The 19,655-nt window shown below is 62.0% G+C and carries 16 protein-coding genes; 8 read left to right on the forward strand and 8 right to left on the reverse strand.

Translation table 11 applies throughout. The features are described from left to right. Window positions 1-107 precede the first annotated feature (107 nt). Together F8N66_RS03555 and F8N66_RS03560 are read right to left on the reverse strand one after the other, a co-directional pair. Window positions 108-776 carry a type 1 glutamine amidotransferase domain-containing protein gene (locus F8N66_RS03555; RefSeq protein WP_150768850.1) on the reverse strand — a complete coding sequence of 223 codons (669 nt, stop codon included), beginning with the start codon at window positions 774-776 and terminating at the stop codon, window positions 108-110. A gap of 39 nt (window positions 777-815) precedes the next feature. Then, complete coding sequence (locus F8N66_RS03560) at window positions 816-2,093, reverse strand: MFS transporter (protein ID WP_150768851.1); 1,278 nt, start codon at window positions 2,091-2,093, stop codon at window positions 816-818. A 178-nt stretch (window positions 2,094-2,271) separates the two neighbouring features. On the opposite strand from F8N66_RS03560, the gene F8N66_RS03565 reads away from it, so the two are divergent. Beyond that, a complete protein-coding gene (locus tag F8N66_RS03565) occupies window positions 2,272-3,180 on the forward strand; it encodes a LysR substrate-binding domain-containing protein (RefSeq protein ID WP_150768852.1) in 909 nt (302 codons plus the stop codon). A gap of 22 nt (window positions 3,181-3,202) precedes the next feature. On the opposite strand, the gene F8N66_RS03570 is transcribed toward F8N66_RS03565, so the two are convergent. Both F8N66_RS03570 and F8N66_RS03575 read right to left on the reverse strand, forming a co-directional pair. Then, entirely contained in the window at window positions 3,203-3,658 is a 456-nt protein-coding gene (locus tag F8N66_RS03570; protein WP_150768853.1) for a hypothetical protein, read from the reverse strand. A 280-nt stretch (window positions 3,659-3,938) separates the two neighbouring features. Beyond that, the gene (locus F8N66_RS03575; RefSeq protein ID WP_150768854.1) at window positions 3,939-4,337 is read right to left on the reverse strand and encodes a response regulator transcription factor; all 399 of its coding nucleotides are present in this window, start codon (window positions 4,335-4,337) and stop codon (window positions 3,939-3,941) included. A 245-nt stretch (window positions 4,338-4,582) separates the two neighbouring features. On the opposite strand from F8N66_RS03575, the gene F8N66_RS03580 reads away from it, so the two are divergent. The 4 genes from F8N66_RS03580 (at window position 4,583) to F8N66_RS03595 (ending at window position 12,943) form a co-directional block, all read left to right on the forward strand. After that, window positions 4,583-10,054, forward strand: a complete 5,472-nt coding sequence (locus tag F8N66_RS03580) for a trifunctional serine/threonine-protein kinase/ATP-binding protein/sensor histidine kinase (protein ID WP_150768855.1) — start codon at window positions 4,583-4,585, stop codon at window positions 10,052-10,054. A gap of 128 nt (window positions 10,055-10,182) precedes the next feature. After that, window positions 10,183-10,788, forward strand: a complete 606-nt coding sequence (locus F8N66_RS03585; RefSeq protein WP_224790431.1) for a lecithin retinol acyltransferase family protein — start codon at window positions 10,183-10,185, stop codon at window positions 10,786-10,788. Window positions 10,789-10,885: 97 nt separating this feature from the next. Further along, window positions 10,886-11,530, forward strand: coding sequence for a response regulator transcription factor (locus F8N66_RS03590; protein WP_150768856.1), 645 nt, complete (start codon window positions 10,886-10,888; stop codon window positions 11,528-11,530). A 444-nt stretch (window positions 11,531-11,974) separates the two neighbouring features. Next, window positions 11,975-12,943 (forward strand): MBL fold metallo-hydrolase, encoded by a 969-nt coding sequence (locus F8N66_RS03595; RefSeq protein ID WP_150768857.1) that lies wholly within the window; start codon window positions 11,975-11,977, stop codon window positions 12,941-12,943. Window positions 12,944-13,109: 166 nt separating this feature from the next. Here the strand turns inward: F8N66_RS03595 and F8N66_RS03600 are convergent, their stop codons facing one another. Then, on the reverse strand, window positions 13,110-13,844 hold the full coding sequence (locus F8N66_RS03600) for a FadR/GntR family transcriptional regulator (protein ID WP_150768858.1): 735 nt from the start codon (window positions 13,842-13,844) through the stop codon (window positions 13,110-13,112). A gap of 260 nt (window positions 13,845-14,104) precedes the next feature. Between F8N66_RS03600 and F8N66_RS03605 the strand changes: the two genes are divergently transcribed. Beyond that, on the forward strand, window positions 14,105-15,211 hold the full coding sequence (locus F8N66_RS03605; RefSeq protein ID WP_150768859.1) for a mandelate racemase/muconate lactonizing enzyme family protein: 1,107 nt from the start codon (window positions 14,105-14,107) through the stop codon (window positions 15,209-15,211). A gap of 104 nt (window positions 15,212-15,315) precedes the next feature. Then, a complete protein-coding gene (locus F8N66_RS03610; RefSeq protein ID WP_150768860.1) occupies window positions 15,316-16,257 on the forward strand; it encodes an AEC family transporter in 942 nt (313 codons plus the stop codon). Window positions 16,258-16,314: 57 nt separating this feature from the next. On the opposite strand, the gene tspO is transcribed toward F8N66_RS03610, so the two are convergent. The 3 genes from tspO to F8N66_RS03625 all read right to left on the reverse strand — a co-directional run bounded on the left by tspO (window position 16,315) and on the right by F8N66_RS03625 (window position 19,035). Further along, window positions 16,315-16,755, reverse strand: coding sequence for a tryptophan-rich sensory protein TspO (gene tspO, locus F8N66_RS03615; RefSeq protein WP_150769222.1), 441 nt, complete (start codon window positions 16,753-16,755; stop codon window positions 16,315-16,317). A 118-nt stretch (window positions 16,756-16,873) separates the two neighbouring features. Further along, window positions 16,874-17,767 (reverse strand): EamA family transporter, encoded by an 894-nt coding sequence (locus F8N66_RS03620; RefSeq protein WP_150768861.1) that lies wholly within the window; start codon window positions 17,765-17,767, stop codon window positions 16,874-16,876. Further along, the gene (locus tag F8N66_RS03625; protein WP_150768862.1) at window positions 17,764-19,035 is read right to left on the reverse strand and encodes an MFS transporter; all 1,272 of its coding nucleotides are present in this window, start codon (window positions 19,033-19,035) and stop codon (window positions 17,764-17,766) included. The genes F8N66_RS03620 and F8N66_RS03625 overlap by 4 nt, the downstream gene beginning before the upstream one ends. Window positions 19,036-19,164: 129 nt before the next feature. On the opposite strand from F8N66_RS03625, the gene F8N66_RS03630 reads away from it, so the two are divergent. After that, a complete protein-coding gene (locus F8N66_RS03630; protein ID WP_150768863.1) occupies window positions 19,165-19,623 on the forward strand; it encodes a winged helix-turn-helix transcriptional regulator in 459 nt (152 codons plus the stop codon). Window positions 19,624-19,655: the final 32 nt, after the last annotated feature.

The raw sequence follows: 19,655 nt of genomic DNA on the forward strand, positions 1-19,655 counted from the left end.
GAACTCCTCGATATATATGAAATGTAGAGCCTGGTTTCGTCACGCAAGAGGGCCCGGCTCGGCCACTGCCAATCCAGTGATCCGGCCGGGCTCGCCGATGACGCTTTTCAGCGCAGGGCTTCAATCACCGCTGTTGCCAGCGGGCCACCCGACGCCGGGTTCTGGCCCGTCAGCAGGCGGCCATCGACCACGACCTGCTCCTGCCAGACCGGCGCCGCCGAATACTCGGCACCTTCGGCACGCAGTGCATCCTCCAGGTTGAACGGCACGTCAGCCTGCGCGTAGCCGGATTCTTCTTCGTTGGAGAACGAAGTCAGCCGGCGACCGCGAACCAGCGGGGCGCCGTCTTCCAGCCTGACGCCCAGGAAGGCGGCCGGGCCATGGCACACGGCAGCGACAATCTTGCCGCCGTTCCAGGCGCGTTCCACGGCACGCTTCACGTCGGGGTCCGTGGCGATGTCCACCATCGGGCCCAGCCCGCCCGGGAAAAAGACCGCGTCGTAGTCGAGGACATCCACCTCCGACAGTTTGCGACTGCGGGCCATGCGCCGGAACGCAGCGCTGTTGAGAAAGGCCCGTTGCGAAGGATCGCTTTCGTCGTAACCGTCTTGCGGTGGGGTGCCGCCCAGCGGCGAGGCGTATTCGACCGCGACGCCCGCTTGCGCGAAGACTTCGTAGGGGTGGGCGACTTCAGGGAAGAAGTACCCGGTGCGACGGTGGTTCGGACCGATTTCGGCGGCGTTGGTCAAAATGAACAGGACGTGTTTGAGGCTCATGGCTAACTCCTTCAAGGGAAAAAACGTTCAGTGTCGGGTTCAGGCGGACGGCGCCACACCGGCCACGAGGGCAGGGCGACGCTGGTTGATCAGGGTCAGGCCGAAAAACGCCAGGCCGGTCAGCGTCAGGGCAAAGCCGGCCCAGCCCACGGAGAGCAGGCCGTAGCCAGCGTCGATCGTGACGCCACCGGCCCAGGCGCCGATGGCGTTGCCGAGGTTGCAAGCGGCCAGGGTCATGGCGCCCATCAGTGAGGGGGCTGCTGGCGCCAGTGTGGTGAGCCGTACCTGTAGGGTCGGAATGGAGGCCATCAGGCCAGCGCCCAGGGCAAACAAGGCGGGGAACAGCAGCCACGGCGTTTGGCCGCCCTTGGCGATGATCACGAGCATGGCGAGCGCTGCGCCAAATCCCAGCACGATGCCGCGCATCGGATAGCGATCGGCAAGACGGCCACCCAGGGTGTTACCGAGCGTCATGCCGATGCCGAAGATGGCCAGTGCGACCGGGATCATCGAAGGGGCCAGTCTTGCCGCATCGGTCACAATGGGCCCGACGAAGGTGTAGATCGCAAAGAGGCTGGCGATGCCGGCGGTGGCCACCGCCATGACGCCCCAGACCGGACCTTCGCGCAGGGCGGACAACTCCTGGCGGATAGGGACACCGTTCAGGGCCGCGCTGCGCGGCAGCCATTGGCGGATCGCGAGCAATGCCAGCGCAGAGAGCGCGGCGACGGCGAGGTAGGTTTCACGCCATCCCAGATGCTGGCCGAGGAAGGTGGCCAGCGGCGAGCCGATGATCGTTGCCACGGTCAGGCCGGTCATGACGATGGCGAAAGCCTTGCCCGACTGTCCCGGCCCCATCAGGTAGGAAGCGACCATGGCGCCCGCGCCGAAATAGGCACCTTGCGGCAAGCCGCTGATGAATCGGGCGGCCATCAGCAGTGGCAGGTTGCTGGCGACCGCCGAGAGAACATTGCCGGCCACGAAGAGCGCCATCAACGCCAGCAGCAGCGTCCTTCGATTCAGCCGGGCCGCTGCGAGCGTGACCACCGGCGCGCCGACGACCACGCCCAGTGCGTAAGCGGTGACGGCGTTGGTCGCCTGCGGAACATCGATTCCCAGGCTGGCGGAGAACAGCTGGATGATGCCCATGCTGGCAAATTCGGACGTCCCGATGCAGAAGCTGCCCAGTGCCAGCGCGAACAGCGCCAGGGCGCGGGAAAGGTTGCTGGATGAAGCCGGGAGGGAACGGGTTGCAGTTGCCGTGTTGGGGCCAGGCGCGCGCTCAGCGTCACCTGCCAATGGGGCCGGGCTTGTCATGGAAGTTACCTTGATAAAAGTTGGGCGAGTCAAGGGAACTGCCGGATCTGGCAGTGCCTTTCGGATGGCCCAACTATGATTCAAGGCCAGATATTCGAGAAATTTACTTGCTGGATGTTAGATATTCATATGGCATTATGACTGCCGCGACATCAGGTCAATCCAGCGGTGGGAACTCATGCGATACGATCTCAATCTTCTGCCGGTCTTCATTGCGCTGATCGAGGAGCGCAGCGTGACCCGTGCCGCACTGCGCCTGGGCATCACCCAGCCGGCGTTGTCGAACGCGCTCAATCGCCTGCGCGACACGTTGCAAGACCCGCTGTTTATCCGTGAACGCTACGGCATCAGGCCGACGCAGTTCGCGGAGCAAATCGCGCCCGTTATCGTCGACACCCTGGCCAGGCTGGATGAAGCCCTTATCGGCCGGCAACACTTCGATCCTGCCACCGCCAACCGGCAGTTCAATGTCGCCGCGAACAGCTATGTGGAAATCGTGCTCATGCCAGGCATCATCGCCAGGCTGCGACAGCTGGCGCCTGGCATAAAAATGTCGCTGACGCCCTACGGCAACGATTTGGCGGAAACCGGCGTGATGTCAGGAACCACCGACATGGTGCTGGGCCGCCTCATCGATCCGCCGGACAATCTGGTTGCCCAGCATTTGATGGATGACGGCCTGGCGTGCGTGGTGCGTGTCGATCATCCGGATATCGGCGACAGCCTGTCGCGCGAGCAATACGAGCAGCTGCGGCACGTCAATATCCAGCCGCCGGGTCGCCTCAGGGCGGGGCTGTTCCAGGCGCTGGACCGGCAAGGCCTGAAGCGCGAGCTGGCGATTTCGGTGACCCACTTCCTGGCGGTGCCGGAGATCATCGCGGTCACCGATTACTGCGCCACATTGCCCCGGCTCATCTGCAAGCAAATTGCCAGGGACCCACGGCTGAAGGTGGTGCCGGCGCCGGTCGATCTTGGCACCTTCCCGGTGGAGATCGCCTGGCACGTTCGTTATCGCAACGATCCGGCGCACAAGTGGTTTCGACAGCTGCTGGTGGAAACCGCAACGGCCTTGTCCGGGGCACATTGAGGGTTGGGCAAGGGGCGCCTGGCTATTTCACGCTGCCTGAGCGCGGAATATCACCGCAGAAGATATCGCCGTTGCCATCGGTCGCGGCGCTCCTGACGATGACGGAGTAATCACCGGCCAGCAGGACCGGCATGGCGACCGGTGCGCTTCTTGAAAACGTCCAGCCGCGGATGGCCTGGCGTTCGGTGGTGACCTGATCGTTCATGTCATAGGCGAGCGCGCCGGGTTGCCGGCAGCTGCCTTTGTAGATAAAAGCGTTGAGCCGCAAGGGCAGGGAGGCACCGTTGGGCACACCGCTGATGATGAAACTGAACCCGGTTTTTTGCTGGCCCCAATCCGACATTGCCACGCTGCCGATCTGACCGGTGTTCTGCCCGGTGGCCGTCAGAGGAAGGGTCACGCTCGGGTTTGAAGGCGTGGCGCAGCCCAAGAGGCTGGCGCAGAACATGAACGCCGCGAGTGAGTGTCTGAACATCATCGCCAATCTCCTGCGTTGAAGAACTGCCATGGAAGATTAACGGGTATAGCTCATTAATCAGAACCTGACGCTGTTCCAGCGGTAACCAACGGCAAGCTACGCAGGCGTTTCCCTGTAGGAGCGAGCTCTGCTCGCGATGCACGTCCAGACAACGCGATTATCCAGACAGCGCGCGTTATCGTTGACGCCCATCGCGAGCAGAGCTCGCTCCTACAGGGGGACGCGTTTCTCCTCGAAGGTATCTCTCGCCAGGAATCGCAACGGCGTCTTGAAAAGTGCTTCAGTGAACGACATCCCGCCGCAGCAGGGCGGTTTCGATGCAGTCCAGCAGCCTGTCCGCATCGCAGGGCTTGGGCAGGCAGGCAATCAGCTGCGGCATCTGAGCAGCCACGGAGGGTGCCGCTGCAAAATAGGCCGTGATCAGGATGGTCGGAATGTGGACGCCCGTCGCGGCAAGCCGTTCAAGCATTTCCACACCGCTCATCCCTGGCATCTGGATATCGGAAATCAGGCAATCTGTTTGCGCCGAGACGTTGGCGTCGAGAAACTCCAGCGCGCTGGCATAGATTCGGGTTTTGTAACCACCGGACCGCACCAGGCTTTCCAGGGCACTGCGAACGGAATCGTCATCATCGACAATGGCAATGGTTGCAGTGCGTATCCGGGTGTCTTGCGTCATGTGTTCTCTCGTGACAGCACTGGCGTCAGTACACGATACGCGGTCCTCAAAAGTGGAAAAGTTATATCTATGTATGACTGGCTAAGATCTAAGCGTGATGTCGTCATGACCAATCAATGACATGGTGCTGCGTATCCGGTCGTTCGTTGGGTGATGTTTTTCCTGGCCTGTGGCAATGAGAAGCTAATCTGCAAGGCTACACGACCCGTATTGGATCCCGGGGCAACCGCTACATGGATAACCGCATGCAAATATTATGGGGTGATGGCGAACGTATCTTCAGTCGGGAAGTGCGTTCGGGAGCAGAAGGTGATTGCCATGTCCTGGTGGCGCGGCCCGCTGCCGAGCATCCGCTGCCGGCCTGCCTGGGCCGTCTTGCCCATGAGTTTGCCCTGAAGGACGAGCTGGAGGGCGGCTGGGCGGTTCGACCGCTTGAGCTCGTGCGCGAAAACGGGCGGATGACACTGGTGCTCGAAGATGCCGGTGGCGAGCCTCTGGAGCCGCTGCTGGTCGCGCCCCTGGACACGACCGCGTTTTTGCACCACGCCATCCGCATCGCGGTGGCCCTGGGCAAGCTGCACCAGCGCGGCCTGATCCATAAAGACATCAAGCCCAGCCATATCCTGGTGAACTGCGCCGACGGTCAGGCCCGGCTCACTGGCTTCGGCCTGGCCTCGCGCCTGCCGCGTGAGCGTCAGGCGCCGGAGACGATCGCGGGCACGCTGGCCTACATGGCCCCTGAACAGACCGGCAGGATGAATCGCTCGATCGATTCGCGCAGCGACCTTTATTCCTTCGGCGTCACCCTTTACCAGATGTTGACGGGCACGCTGCCGTTCGCGGCTTCAGACCCGATGGAATGGGTGCATTGCCACATCGCGAAGAAGCCGCCGGCACCGATCCAGCGGGTTGAAAGCGTCCCCCAGGCGCTTTCCGACATGGTCATGAAGCTGCTCGCCAAAACCGCCGAGGAGCGCTACCAGACCGCCGCGGGTGTTGAACAGGACCTGCGTCGCTGCCTGGCGGACTGGCAGCAATCTCGCCATATCAACGGGTTTGTCCTGAGTGAGCACGGCACGTCCGATCGGCTGCTGATCCCCGAGAAACTCTATGGGCGCGAGCCTGAAGTCGAGACCCTGGTGGCCACGTTCGATCGCATCATTGGCAGTGGCGCGCCGGAGCTGGTGCTGGTCACCGGCTATTCGGGGATTGGCAAATCCTCGGTGGTCAATGAGCTGCACAAGGTATTGGTGCCGCCGCGAGGGCTATTCGCTTGCGGAAAATTCGATCAGTACCGGCGCGACATTCCCTACTCGACGCTGGTACAGGCCTTTCAAAGCCTGGTCCGCACACTGCTTGGCAAGCCCGACACGGAACTGGCGCACTGGTGTGAGGCGTTGCAGCAGGCGCTGGCCGCCAATGCGCGGCTGATGACGGATCTGATCCCCGAGCTCAAGCTCATCATCGGCGAGCCACCCCCGGTTCCGCCCCTTGAACCGCAGCAGGCGCAACACCGGTTCCTGCAGGTGTTCCGGCGGTTTATCGGCGTCTTTGCCCGGGCCGAACATCCGCTGGCCCTGTTTCTCGATGACCTGCAGTGGCTCGACGCGGCGACGCTGGACCTGCTTGAAGATCTGCTGACCAGCGCGGAGGTGCGGCACCTGATGCTGGTAGGCGCCTATCGCAGCAACGAAGTGGACGTCACCCATCCGTTGACCGGAAAACTCCAGGCTATCCGCAACGCGGGGGGCAGGATTGAGGAGATCACGCTGGCGCCGCTCGCCAAGGGGCACATTGAGCAACTGATCGCCGAGGCACTGCATGACGAGCTGGCGTACATCGAGCCCCTGGCACAGTTGGTGCTGGACAAGACCGCCGGCAATCCGTTTTTCGTCATCCAGTTTCTGCAAGCGCTCGCCGAGGAGCAGCTGCTGGCGTTCGATCATGACGCGCGCCGCTGGTGCTGGGACCCGGATCGCATCCATGCCAAGGGCTACACCGACAACGTGGTGGACCTGATGGTCGACAAGCTGACGCGCTTGCCGGCCGAGACACAGCAGGCGTTGCAGCAGCTTGCCTGCCTGGGCAACGTCGCCGGTATCGCCGCGCTGTCGACCGTGCTGGGCATGCCCAAGGCGCAGATCCGCGGGGTCTTGTGGGAGGCGATCCGCCAGGAACTGGTCGAGCGGGTGGAGGAGGCCTATCGATTCGTGCACGACCGCATTCATGAAGCCGCCTACTCGCTGATCCCCAAGGACGCCCGCGCCGGGGCGCACCTGCGAATCGGACGGCTGCTCGCCGCGCAAACTTCTGCGCAGCAGCAGGATGAGGCGATTTTTGACATCGTCGGGCAGCTCAATCGCGGCGCCGTGCTGATTACGCAGCAGGGCGAGCGCGAGCAACTGGCCGAATTCAACCTGATGGCCGGGCAGCGCGCCAAGGCCTCGACAGCCTACGCTTCGGCGCTCAACTACCTGGCCACGGGTGCGCAGTTGTTGCACGACGACTGCTGGGCGCGCCGGCACGGGCTGATCTTCGCGCTGTCGCTGGACATGGCCGAATGCGAACTCCTGACCGGCCAGCTCGCCACCGCCGAAAAGCGTTTGGCCGCCTTGTCCGGCCGCGCCAGGACCGTGATCGAACGCGCCAGCGTGGCGTGCCTGCAAATGGACGTCTACTTGCTGCTGGATCGCAGCGACGGCGCGGTTGCTGTCTGCCTCGACTACCTGCGGCACGTCGGTATCGAGTGGTCGGCCCATCCGGGCGACGATGAAGTGCGTCGCGAGTACGAGCAGATCGGCTTGATGCTGGGGGACCGGGCGATCGAGGATCTCATTGACCTGCCGTTGATGGAGGATGCGACGTCCCTGGTGACCGTCAATGCGCTGGGCAAGCTCTTCGCCCCGGCCTTGCAGACGGACACCAACCTGTCGTGCCTGACGATCTGCAAGGCCGTGAGCCTGAGCCTGGAGTGGGGCAATTGCGATGCCTCCTGTGTGCTCTACGCGAATGTGTTCCGGGTGGCCGGTCGGCGGTTTGGCGACTACCAGATAGGGTTCCGGTTCGGCCAGCTGGGCTGCGACCTGGTCGAGCGACGGGGCCTGACCCGATTCGAGGCCAGCACCTACCTGTGCTTCTCGTGTTTCGCCGTGCGCTGGATGAAACCGGTGGGGCAATGCCGGGACTTGCTGCGCCGTTCGTTTGCGGCGGCGAACCGGGTCGGCGATCTGCCCTATGGCGCCTATGCGGGTAATAACCTCACCGCCGACCTGCTGTTCGCCGGCGAGCCGTTGGCCGAGGTGCAAGGCGAAGCCGAACAGGGCCTGGCGTACGCCAGGAAGGTGCGCTTCGGCCTGGTGGTTGATTTTATCGTCACGCAATTGCTGCTGATCCGCATGCTGCGAGGCTTGACCCCCACCTTCGGTCGACTGGACGAAGGCGAGCTGAACGAGGCGGGCATCGAAGCCCACCTGTCCAGCAGCCCGGACCTGGTGCTGGCTGAGTGTCTGTACTGGGTCCGCAAACTGCAGGCCCGCTACATGGCCGACGAGCCGGCGGCGGCCATGTACGCCGCGTCCAGGGCACGGCAGTTGCTCTGGGTCTGCGAGTCGTTCTTCGAGGAGGCCGAATTTTACTTCTATGACGCCCTGGCCCGGGCGGCCTGGTGCGACGGCCTGCCGGCAGACGAGCACGGGCGGCACCTTGAGGCCATGGCTGGCGATCACTGGCAGCTCCAGTCCTGGGCGCAACAGTGCCCGGAAAATTTTGCCAGCAGGGCCGCGCTGGTCGGTGCCGAGATGGCCCGTGTCGAAGGGCGGGTGGTGGATGCCGAGTTGCTTTACGAGCAAGCCATCACCCTGGCGCAAGAGAGCGGTTTCATCCATGTCGAGGCGCTGGCCAACGAACTGGCCGCTCGTTTCTACGCGACCCGTGGCCTTGGGAAAATCGCCCGTCTCTATTTGCAGGATGCCCGCTACGCCTACCTGCGTTGGGGCGCGGATGGCAAGGTGCGGCAGCTTGAAGCCAGGCACCCGCTGCTGAGGACCGAGGAGCCTGCACCCGGCCCGACGACCACCATGGCCACCGCGGTCGAGCACCTCGACCTGGCCACTGTGCTCAAGGTGTCCCAGGCGGTGTCGGGCGAAATCGTCCTGGAACAGCTGATCGATATGATCATGTGCACGGCCATCGAACAGGCGGGCGCCGAGCGTGGCCTGCTGATTCTGTCGGACGCCAGTGAACACCGGATTGCTGCACAAGTGACCACCGGCGACCACGCGACGCAGTTGCGCGATGCCCCCATCAGTTCGCAGTTGCTGCCCGAATCCGTGCTCTACCACGTCCTGCGCACCCGGGAGAGTGTGTTCCTGGACGATGCCGTGGCCGCTCAGCCGTTCGCCGTCGACCCTTACATCCGCGAGCACCGCGCCCGCTCGATTCTCTGCCTGCCGTTGATGAACCAGGCCAAGCTGGTGGGCGCGCTCTACCTGGAAAACAACCTGGCCGCGGGTGTCTTCAGCCAGAACCGGATCGCCGTGCTCAAGCTGGTGGCGTCACAGGCGGCCATCTCGCTGGAGAATGCCCGTTTGTACCGAGAGGTCGCCGAGCGCGAGTCGAAGATCCGGCGCCTGGTGGACGCCAACATCATCGGCATCGTCGTCTGGAATGCTGACGGTGGCATTGTCGAGGCCAACGATGCGTTCCTGCGCATGCTCGACTACGCCCGCGAGGACGTGGTCTCGGGCCGCTTGCGCTGGCGGGACCTGACGGTGCCGGAGTTTCGCGAACTCAGCGAGCGCTCCATGCTGGAGGCGGTGCGCACGGGCCATGCCCGGCCATTCGAGAAGGAGTATTTCAAAAAGGATGGCAGTCGCCTGCCGGTCATCGTCGGCCTGGCCATGTTCGAAGCCAGCAGCAAGGAAGGGGTGGCTTTCGTGCTGGACCTGACCGAGCGCAAGCAGGCGGAGGAAAAAAACCGCGAGAGCGAACGACGCTATCGCGAGGTGCAGACGGAGTTGTCCCATGCCAACCGCGTCGCGACCATGGGCCAGCTCGTGGCGTCGATCGCCCACGAAGTCAACCAGCCCATCGCCGCAGCGATTCTCAATGCCAACGCCGCACAGCGCTGGCTGAACATTCAGCCGCCCGAACTCGACGAAGTCCGTCATGTGCTCGGTCGCCTCATCATCGACGCCAACCGCGCGGCCGACGTGCTGGGCCGGATCCGTGGGCATATTCGCAAGGCACCGCCACAAAAAGGGCCGGTGGACATCAACGCGGCCATCGGCGAAATGATCGAGTTCACCCGTGGCCAGATCATCAAGAGCGGGGCCTCGCTGCAGACGCACCTTACGGACGGCCTGCCACTCATCGAAGGCGATCGGGTGGAGCTGCAACAGGTACTGCTGAACCTGATCATGAACGCGCTTGAAGCCATGAGCAGTACAGGGGAGGGCGAGCGCCAGTTGCATATCAGCGTGGTGCGGGAGGAGGCGGATTGCCTGTTGGTCAGCGTCAGCGATTCGGGCCCCGGATTCGCGGCGGCCAACACCGAACAGGTCTTCGCGTCTTTCTACACCACCAAACCCACGGGCATGGGGATGGGGTTGTCGATCTGTCGCTCGATCATCGAGGCACACGGGGGGCGTTTGTGGGCCAGCGCCAACCAGCCTCGCGGCGCCACGGTGCAATTCACGCTGCCCATTGCCCAGGGTTGAGTGCGTATAAATCATACTTAGGTTTAACGGGCGCATATTAATGGTTCGAATGAACCAATCGCTTGTACAAATGAAGTGCTGCCATCCAGGAGATACAGTCCGCATCAAGGATTGCGGAGGCTTTTATCGTGAAAAGCTTAATGGCCCATTTTATTGAAGGTGCTGTATTACTTCGTCAGGCGGCGCGGGTGGTAGCCGCGTCAATGATGACAGCCGCAGGGTGTTGTTCAGACGTTCGTCTGTTCCACTGTGACTGGCTTGCCCTCCCGCGCATTGGCAGTGGCCTGGCAGAGTCGTGGAAGAATTCACTGAGTCCGCTGGCGGTCGATCAGGCATTGATGCGCTTGCCTGTGGGTTCGCACCTGATCAGTCCGCGTCGATTCTACATTCATCACGGGATACACCTGGGGGGCGGGCGCGTCGCCCACTATTGCGGGTACAGCGGTTCATTCAGGCCGGGGCCCGTCGAGGTCACCGATCTTGAAAGTTTCGCCAATGGCAGGCCCGTATGGATAGTTCAAGAGCCGTGCAATTACTCCAATGATGAAATCGTCAATCGTGCGTATTCGAGAGTCGGTGAAAACAGCTACAAAATCCTATCCAACAACTGCGAACATTTTTGTAGTTGGTGCACGCGTGGGAAAAGTTACAGCGTCCAGGTCGACGCACTTCTGCATTCACCCCGGCATTTCTTTTCCATGATCCGGGCCTTGAAAACCTGCTTTATTGCGTAGCGTTTGCAAGGCCAGCTGTTGCACCTGGCGCCACTCGGGACAGCAAACTACGCTGTGCTACACTTTTTTTTCCGTCCATTTCCGAAGAGTGTCGTGCATGAACGCTCCGTTCAATGAGCCGCAAAGCAATGGTTCTATGGTGTTCGTGGTGGATGACGATGCCTCCATCCGCGAGGCATTGAGCAACCTGTTGCGATCTGCCGGCATTCGAGTCGAGACGTTCGCCTCCACCGCGGAGTTTCTGCGCAAACCGACGAGCGACGGCGCCAGCTGCCTGGTGCTGGATGTGCGACTTCAAGGGAACAGCGGCCTGGACTTCCAGCGCCAACTGGTTGAATCAAACACCCGTATTCCGATTATCTTCATCACCGGCCATGGGGACATCGAAATGTCCGTCAAGGCGATGAAGGCGGGCGCCGTGGACTTTCTGGCCAAACCCTTTCGTGAACAGGACCTGCTGGACGCGGTGTCCGCCGCACTCCAGACCGATGTCCGGCGCCGGGAGATCGAGCGGCAATCCTCGGATCTGCAGGCGCACTACCAGTCGCTGACCGCGCGTGAGCGAGAGGTGATGGCACTGGCGGTCAAGGGGCTGATGAATAAGCAGATCGCAGGGCAGATGAACCTCAGCGAAATCACCATCAAGATTCACCGGGCCCATGCCATGAAGAAGATGCACGCCAAGTCGTTTGCCGACCTGGTGCGGATGGCGGAGGCATTGGGGGTTGGGCGCGGTCTTTGATGGGGGCCTGCATTTTTGAGGCGGATGGAGGTAGTCACAGGTTGCGAGGCGGCCTGAAAGCCGACCTGATTTTGCAGTTGCCCTCAATCCCTGTGGGAGCGGGCTTGCTCGCGAAGGCGGTGTGTCAGTCAATGCATGTGTCAGCTGACACACCGCCTTCGCGAGCAAGCCCGCTCCCACATTAGATCGCGGATGCACCTGAAATCAGGTCGGCTTTAAGGCCGCCTCGTTTTTGCTTTTCGCGGTGAGCGTCCCCCCCCCACACAACCCCGCCTATCCATCTGTTGGCAACGATCAAGCTTAAGTGCATGCCCGCTATACCCCCGTATGGTTACAAACCCGGTGCGCCGCGATGCACACTCTCTCTCAGGGCGATCCGTCGCTCTCGCGCCGAGAGAAGGCCTTTTGCCTGAGCATCTTGACCCACAAAACAGGAGAGCGACCATGACAACGCATCTGGACTACCCAACCCAAAGCAACGCCCAACATGCGCCGGCCATCAGCGCGCACAATGCCCCGCATCAGGGTGTGGCGGGATTCGAGGAGCTGGTGCCTTCGCGCTACGCACTGCGGGTTGGCGAGATTGATGTGCTGGTGGTCAGCGACGGCGTGTTGCCGCTGCCGACCGCCACCATGTCGACCAATGCCGACCCCGTTGCCCGCGCAGCCTGGTTCAAGGACATGTTCCTGGGGCCGGACGCGTTCGATTGGGCGCTGAACGTTTTGGTGGTGCGCAGCGGCAACCAGACCATTCTGGTCGACGCTGGGCTGGGCGGGCAGTTCCCGGGCTTTCCGCGGGCCGGGCAGTTTCCCAAACGGCTGGAAGCGGCCGGCATCGATCTGGCGTCGGTGACCGACATTGTGATCACCCACATGCACATGGACCATATTGGCGGGCTGCTGGTCGACGAAGTGAAGAACCGGCTGCGTCCGGACGTGCGGATCCATGTTTCGGCGACCGAGGTCGCGTTCTGGGAGTCGCCGGATTTCTCCATGACCGAGATGCCGTCGCCAGTGCCGGACGTCCTGCGGGCAACCGCGCAGCAGTTCATCAACGACTATCGCAGCCAGGTGCGCACCTTCGAGCAAGAGCATGAGGTGGCGCCGGGCGTGGTCGTCAAACTCACCGGCGGCCACACCCCAGGGCACAGCGTCGTCTACGTGACGTCCGGCGGCGAGCGCTTGACCTTCGCCGGCGATGCGCTGTTCCCCGTCGCGTTCGAACACCCCGACTGGCACAACGGTTTCGAGCATGATCCCGAGGAGTCGGTTCGCGTTCGGGTCCGCCTCATGCAGGAGGCGGCGGCGAGCGGCGAGTGGTTCGTCGCCACGCATCTGCCGTTCCCCTCCGTTGGCCGGGTAGCCATCGACGGTGACGCCTTTCGCTGGGTAGCGGGTTTCTGGGACTACTGACCGCTTGCAGGGTCAGGTCCTCCGTCCAGGCCGGTGCAGCCAGCGGCCGGGCGGAGGGCCCGGAAATTCCGGCCATTGTCCTGCTGACCGGTGCCCGGGTGTCTGAGGGCGCAATCGGTGTCTTACTTGTAGAACAAAGAAACAACCTCTTTCCCGCCCCCCAACCCTAGAAAAACTTGATCTCGTAACCGAATCGCGAGGCTGCGCTGACGATATGCTGCCCCATGATCTGGCGCGCCGCCGGGGCATTGCGGTCGATGAACGCCTGCACCAGTTCTTCATGTTCTCCGCGCGCCGCATGGGGAATATTGCTGTAGGCGGGGCCTCGTCGCGCAAAGTTCATGGTGATCAGTGCCCGCATCGGTTCGAGCACCGTGCGGATCATGGTCTCGAGATAATCGTTGCCTGATGCGGCCGCCACCGCCCGATGAAAGTCGAGGTCCGCGTTGACGGTGTCCAGCGTTGGTTCACCTTCGTACTGCATCCGCAGGACGGCTTCCTGAATCGTTTTGAGCTTGCGCGCAGTCATGTGCGCCGCGGTCAGCGCGGCGGCCTGGCTCTCCAGGACGGCCCGTACTTCGAACATGTTGCGAATCGTATTGTCACCGTCCAGCACCGGCGCAGCCTCACGCGGCGCTGAGGGCTCCGGCGATTGAGTCGCGGCCGAGACGAAGACGCCCACGCCCTGGCGTGACTGGATCAGCCCCTGCGCCCGCAGCGTCGCGATGCCCTCCCGTACGACGTTCCTGCTCACGCCGAAGTTTTGCGCGAGAAACTGCTCGGTCGGCAAGCGGTCACCCGGACGCAGTCGTCCCGAGGCGATCTCGTCGCTCAACGAGCGGGCGATGTGCTCGGCTAGATGAGGTCGCCGCGCCACGGGTTGCACATTCATTTCACTCATGTTCGTTCGTCCCTCTCACTTGTCTACTTAATCTACATCAGGCGACTTGTTCCCGTCAGTTAAAACTGAAATGTAAAATCCATATTTCAGAATAAAACCTTTTAAATCAATTGGATAGGATGAATATAGACGAAAGTCTGCAAGCGGGTTGTAGTTGTTCAGTTGAAGGACAACAGAACGTCATGTAGGTTGTTCTCAACCGGACGCGGTCGAGAACCAGTCGCCGCGCCACCTTTGCAACCTGCTTGAGGCGAAGTCCTATGAAAATTGCCAGCATTGAAACCATTCCTCTGCGAATTCCCTTCACGACGGGTGGCAAGTCGGCCGGTGGGGTCTGGGGGCCGAAAGACCTTCAGATGGTCGATTCCCTCGTGGTCAAGATCACCACCGATGACGGCATCGTCGGTTGGGGCGAAACCTTCGGCTTCACCGCGATACCGGCAGTGAAAAGGGTGATCGATACGATCCTGGCCCCCGAGCTGATTGGCAGTGACGCCACGCGGCGCGAGAAATTGCAGGGCGACCTGCAGAAGAAGTTTCACGTCTTTGGTCGCAGCGGCGCGTTCATCTACGGCCTGTCGGCGATTGATATCGCGCTGTGGGATATCGCTGGCAAAGCGGCCGGTCAACCGATCTACCAGCTGCTGGGCGGCAGTGAGGCCACTTCGCTGGCGGCGTATGCCAGCCTGATCCGCTATGCCGATCCCGAACTCATCCGCATCAATGTGCAGCGCGCGGTCAACAGCGGCTTCCGCCACCTCAAGCTGCATGAAGTGGATATCGAGGTCATCCGCGCCGCGTGCGAAGCCGCCGGTCCCGACGTGGAAATCACCCTCGACGTCAACGCCCCCTGGTCCGTGCGCGAAGCGCTGGACATGACCGAGAAACTCCGCCCGTTGAATCTGCGCTGGATCGAAGAACCGGTGTGGCCGCCGGAAAACTACGCGGGCCTGGCGACGGTCCGCCAGCAGGGCGGCATTCCCGTGGCGGCCGGCGAGAATGCGTCGACGCTGATGGACTTCCAGCACCTGCTGGAAGCCGGCGCGGTCGATTTCGTCCAGCCCAGCCCGGCGAAAATGGGCGGCATCACCGAACTGCAAAAAGTCTATGCCCTGGCCAACGCCCATGGCGTCACCGTGATGGTCCACGCCTTTTATGACGGTCCCGGCCTGTTGGCCGCCGTACATGGCAGTGCCGCCCTGGGCGGTGCGAAGTCACTGGTCGAGTGGCGCTACTTCGACCTCGAAGCCCAACTCTATGGCGACGCCATCATTCCGCGTAACGGCCGCATCGACGTACCGCAAGGCCCGGGGCTTGGCATCGAGCCGGATGAGGACGTCATTCGCGATTACCGCTTCGAACCCTGACCACACCGACCACCGGGTCATTGCCGCATTGATCGGGGCCTTCGCATCGGCCTCGATCAGCCATGGCGACATTCTTGATAAAAATAAATACGAGGATTGACGAAATGTTAGACAGGATCGTAGGGCCCATTTTGCCCGTCGCCTTTGTAATCGCGCTCGGCTTCATCGCCGGCAAGCGCGGACGGCTCACCCACTCGGACAGCCTGCTGATCAGCCGGCTGGTGCTCGGCTGGATATTCCCGGCGCTGCTGTTTGTCGGGATGGCGAGCACGCCCCGTGAACAGCTGTTCGACCTCAAGTTCATAGCGGCCACGTTCATCGGCATCATGGGCATGTACACGATCGCGCTGGCGATCGGCTGGTGGCGTTCGCGGGACCTGAAGGTTGCAACGCTCAAGGGCTTCGTCAACGGTTACCCTGACGCTGCCTTCATGGGTATCCCGATCCTCGGCGCCATGTTCGGAGCGGGCAGCATCTACTCGGTGCTGGTACTGAACCTCGTCGCCAGCCTGGTGATGATCCCGCTGACCACCATGTTGCTCACCATCGCCGATGGCAAGGGCAGCGGCACCCAGGCGTTCGTGTCGAGCCTGTCGGGGGCGGTGCGCCGTCCGCTGATGTGGGCGCCGGCCCTGGGCATTCTGCTCTCCCTGCTTCAGGTCAAGTTGCCGCCCCTGGCGGCGGAATCGCTCAACCTTCTTGGCAAGGCGACGCCTGGCGTATCGCTGCTGTGCCTGGGGCTGATCATGTCGTCGGAGAAACTGAAAATGTCCGGCGAGGTCTGGGGCAACCTCGGGCTCAAGTTGCTGATTCACCCGGTGTTGATGTTCGCCGCCACCGTATTGCTGGGCACCCATGGTCTGTACGCGCAACAGATGATCTTGCTGTGCGCGCTGCCCTCGGCGACGATCCCGGCGATGTTTGCCAACCAGACCGGGGCCTATCAGAGCGAAGCCGCGACCACCATCCTGGTCAGCACCGTGCTGTCGATCGTGACGTTTTCCTTCGCGATCTACCTGATTGATGGCGGACTGGCCGCCGCCTGACAACGGGGCTTGGCAATGCCCGTGGCCGGTGCTGCTCTGTGTTCCAGGGGCGCATCATCACGGGTTATGGCGCAGGATAGAAAAATTCAACGCCGCGGCGACACAGAGCCACAGGAGGTACGGCAACAGGATGAAGGCCGTGATGACGTCGATACGCAATGCCATCACCACCATGGCAGCGACAACCAGCCAGAGCAGGGCAAGGATGACCATGCTGGCGACAATGCGGTGCGCGCCAAAAAACACCGGTGTCCACAGCGTATTGAGCGCAATTTGCGCCGCCCATAACGCAAGTAGCGCTTGGCTTCCAGGTATCAGGGTCAGGCGGTAGCCAGCCCAGGCGATCAGCAGATAGATGATCGTCCAGGCCACGGGAAACAGCCAGTTGGGCGGAGTGAAGCCGGGTTTGTTGAGCGCTTCATACCAAGGACCCGGTTTGAAAATGATGCCGGTGCTCGCCGCAGCCGCACAGGCTAATAGAAAAACAAAAAAGGTCATCATCGCTCCTTGGCCGGGATCAGCTGTCTGGGGTTGCAACACCACGTCGGCCATCAAGGTTGGATGCCTGGTGAGGCGGAAAGTCCGGGGGCGGGCAAGTATTTTTTTGCTCATGACCTCAGCCCATCCGGACGGTGCCCCTGGAAACCGCATGGTGGAGGCGTTGCCCGTACAGACCGACGCCCAGTCCCGAGACAATGAGCACCACCGCAACGATTTTGCCGAGCGACAGCGTCTCATCGAAAATCATCACGGAACCGAGCATGCCAAACACCGGCACCAGTAACGACAACGGCGCGACGGTGGACACTGGATAGCGTCTGAGCAGTGAATTCCATACCCAGTAGCCGAACAACGTATTGGGGTAGACCTGGAACAGAATCGACAGGATGGCGCGGTGGTCGAGCTGGCTGACCAATGCGCTGTAACCCGTCGAGCCGTTGACCGCGTAATCCAGGGCGAAAAGCGCGATGGGCGAGAAGGCGCTGGACCACACCAGGAACGCGAAGACTTGCGTGGTCCTTGCCTTTTTACTGATTACATTGGCCGCACTCCAGGCGACCGCCCCCAGCAGCACCAGCATCAGCCCGGCCATGGTTACGGTTCCATCTGTGATGCAAATCACGCTCAACAACCCGCAGAGGGCGATACCCATGCCCGCCAGTTGATAGCGAGAGATCGCCTCCTTGAAGGCCCACGCGCCGAGCAGGATGGTGAAAAACGCGCTGAATTGCAGCACCAGCGAAGCGATGCCTGCCGATAAACCTGACTTGATGCCCAGGTTGACGACGCCCCACAAACCGACGCCGAAGACCAGGCCATAACCGATGAGGTAGCGCCACTGCACATCCGGTTTTGCAATGAAGAAGATCGCGGGCAGCGCGCAAAGCGTGAAGCGAACGCCAGCCAGTATCAGCGGGTCGATGGTGGTCAGGCCCAGTTTGATCACCGAGAAGTTCACACCCCAAATGGCGGTAATCGAAATCGCGAGTAACAGGTGCGCGGGTTTCATGCGGGTCGTCCTTGAAGGTGGGTTGAGACATGACGGGTGAAAAGCCACAGCGCCCAGGCTGCAACGCTGATCGTGGCGCCCAGCACACTGACCGCCATCCAGCCCCAGAGCGCATACACCTGGGTCGCCGCGACCGCCCCCAGCGCGCTCCCGAGCGAGTAGAAGCACATGTAGGCGCCGACCATGCGACTGTGCGCGTCGGGTCGTGCGGCAAAAATGAAACTCTGGTTGGTGACGTGGACGGCTTGCACCGCGAAGTCGAGCAGGATCACCCCGCAGGCCAGTGCGATCAGCGACGATTCGGCAAACGCGATGGGCCACCAGGACAGCGTCAGCAGACCCAGCGAAATGCCCGTCACCCGTTGCCCCAGGCCTTGATCGGCCCAGCGACCGGCTCGCCTGGCCGCCAGGGCACCGGCGACACCAGCGACGCCGAACAGGCCGATCGCCGTGTGTGACAGCGACAGTGGCGGGGCGCTCAACGGCAGCACCATGGACGTCCATAACACGGAAAAGGCAGCAAAGATCAGCAAGGCCAGCAGGCCCCTGACCCGCAGGACCGGTTCGGTCAGGAACAGCATGAAGAGCGACCGGATGAGTCCCGGGTAGGTCTGTTGATCGCGTGGCGACACGGCGCCAGGCACCACTTTCCAGAACACCGCCGCCAGGGTCAGCATCAATCCCGAGGACATGAAATACACGGCGCGCCAACCCGCCAGGTCGGCGATCAGCCCGGAGGTGAACCGTGCCAGGAGAATGCCCAGGACAATCCCACTGGTGACGGTTCCCACGGTCTGACCACGCTGCGAGGGCGTCGCCAGCATGGCGGCATAGGCCACGAGCACCTGAGCGACCACCGCCAGCAAGCCCATCGCGATCATGCCGCCCAGCAGGGCCAGCCATTGCTGTGATGCGCCGACGGCCGCCAGCGCAAGGGCGGACAGTATCACTTGGGTCAAAATCAGCCGTTTACGGTCAACCCTGTCGCCCAGCGGTACGATGAACAGCAATCCCAGCGCGTATCCAGCCTGAGTGGCCGTCACCACGACCCCGATCACGCCCGGGGCGACGTCCAGGCTTTCAGCCATGGAGGCGAGCAAGGGTTGGGCAAAATAAACATTGGCGACTGCCAGTGCGCTGGCAATGGAAAACAACAGCGTAAGCGACGCCGAGAGGCCCACCGACGGGCTTTCTCCGCTATCCGGAGGCGGCAACCCCGAAGTCTGTGCGGAGAAACCCTGGGTGGCTGAATCGGCCTCTGCTGTCATACACGCCTCCATGGCGTTAAACTGGTTTCAATTTAAAACTTGTATCAAGTATTGCCGGATCAAGTTTCAAATTGCAACCAGATTGCTCCGGTCGACAGGTCCGGCAATTCTTTTCCAGAGGTCAATACGATGGTCGAAGACACCTCACCGCCAGGCAGCGAATGCCCGGTCGCCAGGACGCTGGAGGTCATTGGGGATCGCTGGTCGCTGATGATCATCCGCGACGCCTTTGACGACATTCGCCGGTTCAGCGAATTTCAAAAGAGCCTGGGCGTGGCCAGGAACATATTGGCATCGCGCCTGAAAACCCTGGTGGACATCGGGGTCTTCGAGGTCCGGCCAGCGTCGGATGGAAGCGCCTACAAGGAATACGCCCTGACCGACAAAGGGCGCGAGATCTTTCCCGTTATCGTTTGCATGCGGCAGTGGGGCGAGCGTTTCCTGTTCCAGCCGGGAGAAACCCGTTCGGTGCTGCTGGACAACGAATCCCGGCAGCCCCTGATGCCAATGGAGGTTCGCGCCATGAACGGCCAGAAACTCGGACCGTCGGACTGCCACAGGCTGCGGCTCGTCGATGGCGAGTCGTGAAATCGGCAATCAGAACCATCGCTCGTAGAGGA

The sequence above is a fragment of the Pseudomonas fluorescens genome, assembly GCF_902498195.1.
Lineage (GTDB): Bacteria > Pseudomonadota > Gammaproteobacteria > Pseudomonadales > Pseudomonadaceae > Aquipseudomonas > Aquipseudomonas fluorescens_BU.

Coding starts and splice junctions, on each gene's coding strand:
- F8N66_RS03555 (WP_150768850.1), bottom strand. CDS start 776: ATGAGCCTCAAACACGTCCTGTTCATTTTGACCAACGCCGCCGAAATC.
- F8N66_RS03560 (WP_150768851.1), bottom strand. CDS start 2,093: ATGACAAGCCCGGCCCCATTGGCAGGTGACGCTGAGCGCGCGCCTGGC.
- F8N66_RS03565 (WP_150768852.1), top strand. CDS start 2,272: ATGCGATACGATCTCAATCTTCTGCCGGTCTTCATTGCGCTGATCGAG.
- F8N66_RS03570 (WP_150768853.1), bottom strand. CDS start 3,658: ATGATGTTCAGACACTCACTCGCGGCGTTCATGTTCTGCGCCAGCCTC.
- F8N66_RS03575 (WP_150768854.1), bottom strand. CDS start 4,337: ATGACGCAAGACACCCGGATACGCACTGCAACCATTGCCATTGTCGAT.
- F8N66_RS03580 (WP_150768855.1), top strand. CDS start 4,583: ATGCAAATATTATGGGGTGATGGCGAACGTATCTTCAGTCGGGAAGTG.
- F8N66_RS03590 (WP_150768856.1), top strand. CDS start 10,886: ATGAACGCTCCGTTCAATGAGCCGCAAAGCAATGGTTCTATGGTGTTC.
- F8N66_RS03595 (WP_150768857.1), top strand. CDS start 11,975: ATGACAACGCATCTGGACTACCCAACCCAAAGCAACGCCCAACATGCG.
- F8N66_RS03600 (WP_150768858.1), bottom strand. CDS start 13,844: ATGAGTGAAATGAATGTGCAACCCGTGGCGCGGCGACCTCATCTAGCC.
- F8N66_RS03605 (WP_150768859.1), top strand. CDS start 14,105: ATGAAAATTGCCAGCATTGAAACCATTCCTCTGCGAATTCCCTTCACG.
- F8N66_RS03610 (WP_150768860.1), top strand. CDS start 15,316: ATGTTAGACAGGATCGTAGGGCCCATTTTGCCCGTCGCCTTTGTAATC.
- tspO (WP_150769222.1), bottom strand. CDS start 16,755: ATGACCTTTTTTGTTTTTCTATTAGCCTGTGCGGCTGCGGCGAGCACC.
- F8N66_RS03620 (WP_150768861.1), bottom strand. CDS start 17,767: ATGAAACCCGCGCACCTGTTACTCGCGATTTCGATTACCGCCATTTGG.
- F8N66_RS03625 (WP_150768862.1), bottom strand. CDS start 19,035: ATGACAGCAGAGGCCGATTCAGCCACCCAGGGTTTCTCCGCACAGACT.
- F8N66_RS03630 (WP_150768863.1), top strand. CDS start 19,165: ATGGTCGAAGACACCTCACCGCCAGGCAGCGAATGCCCGGTCGCCAGG.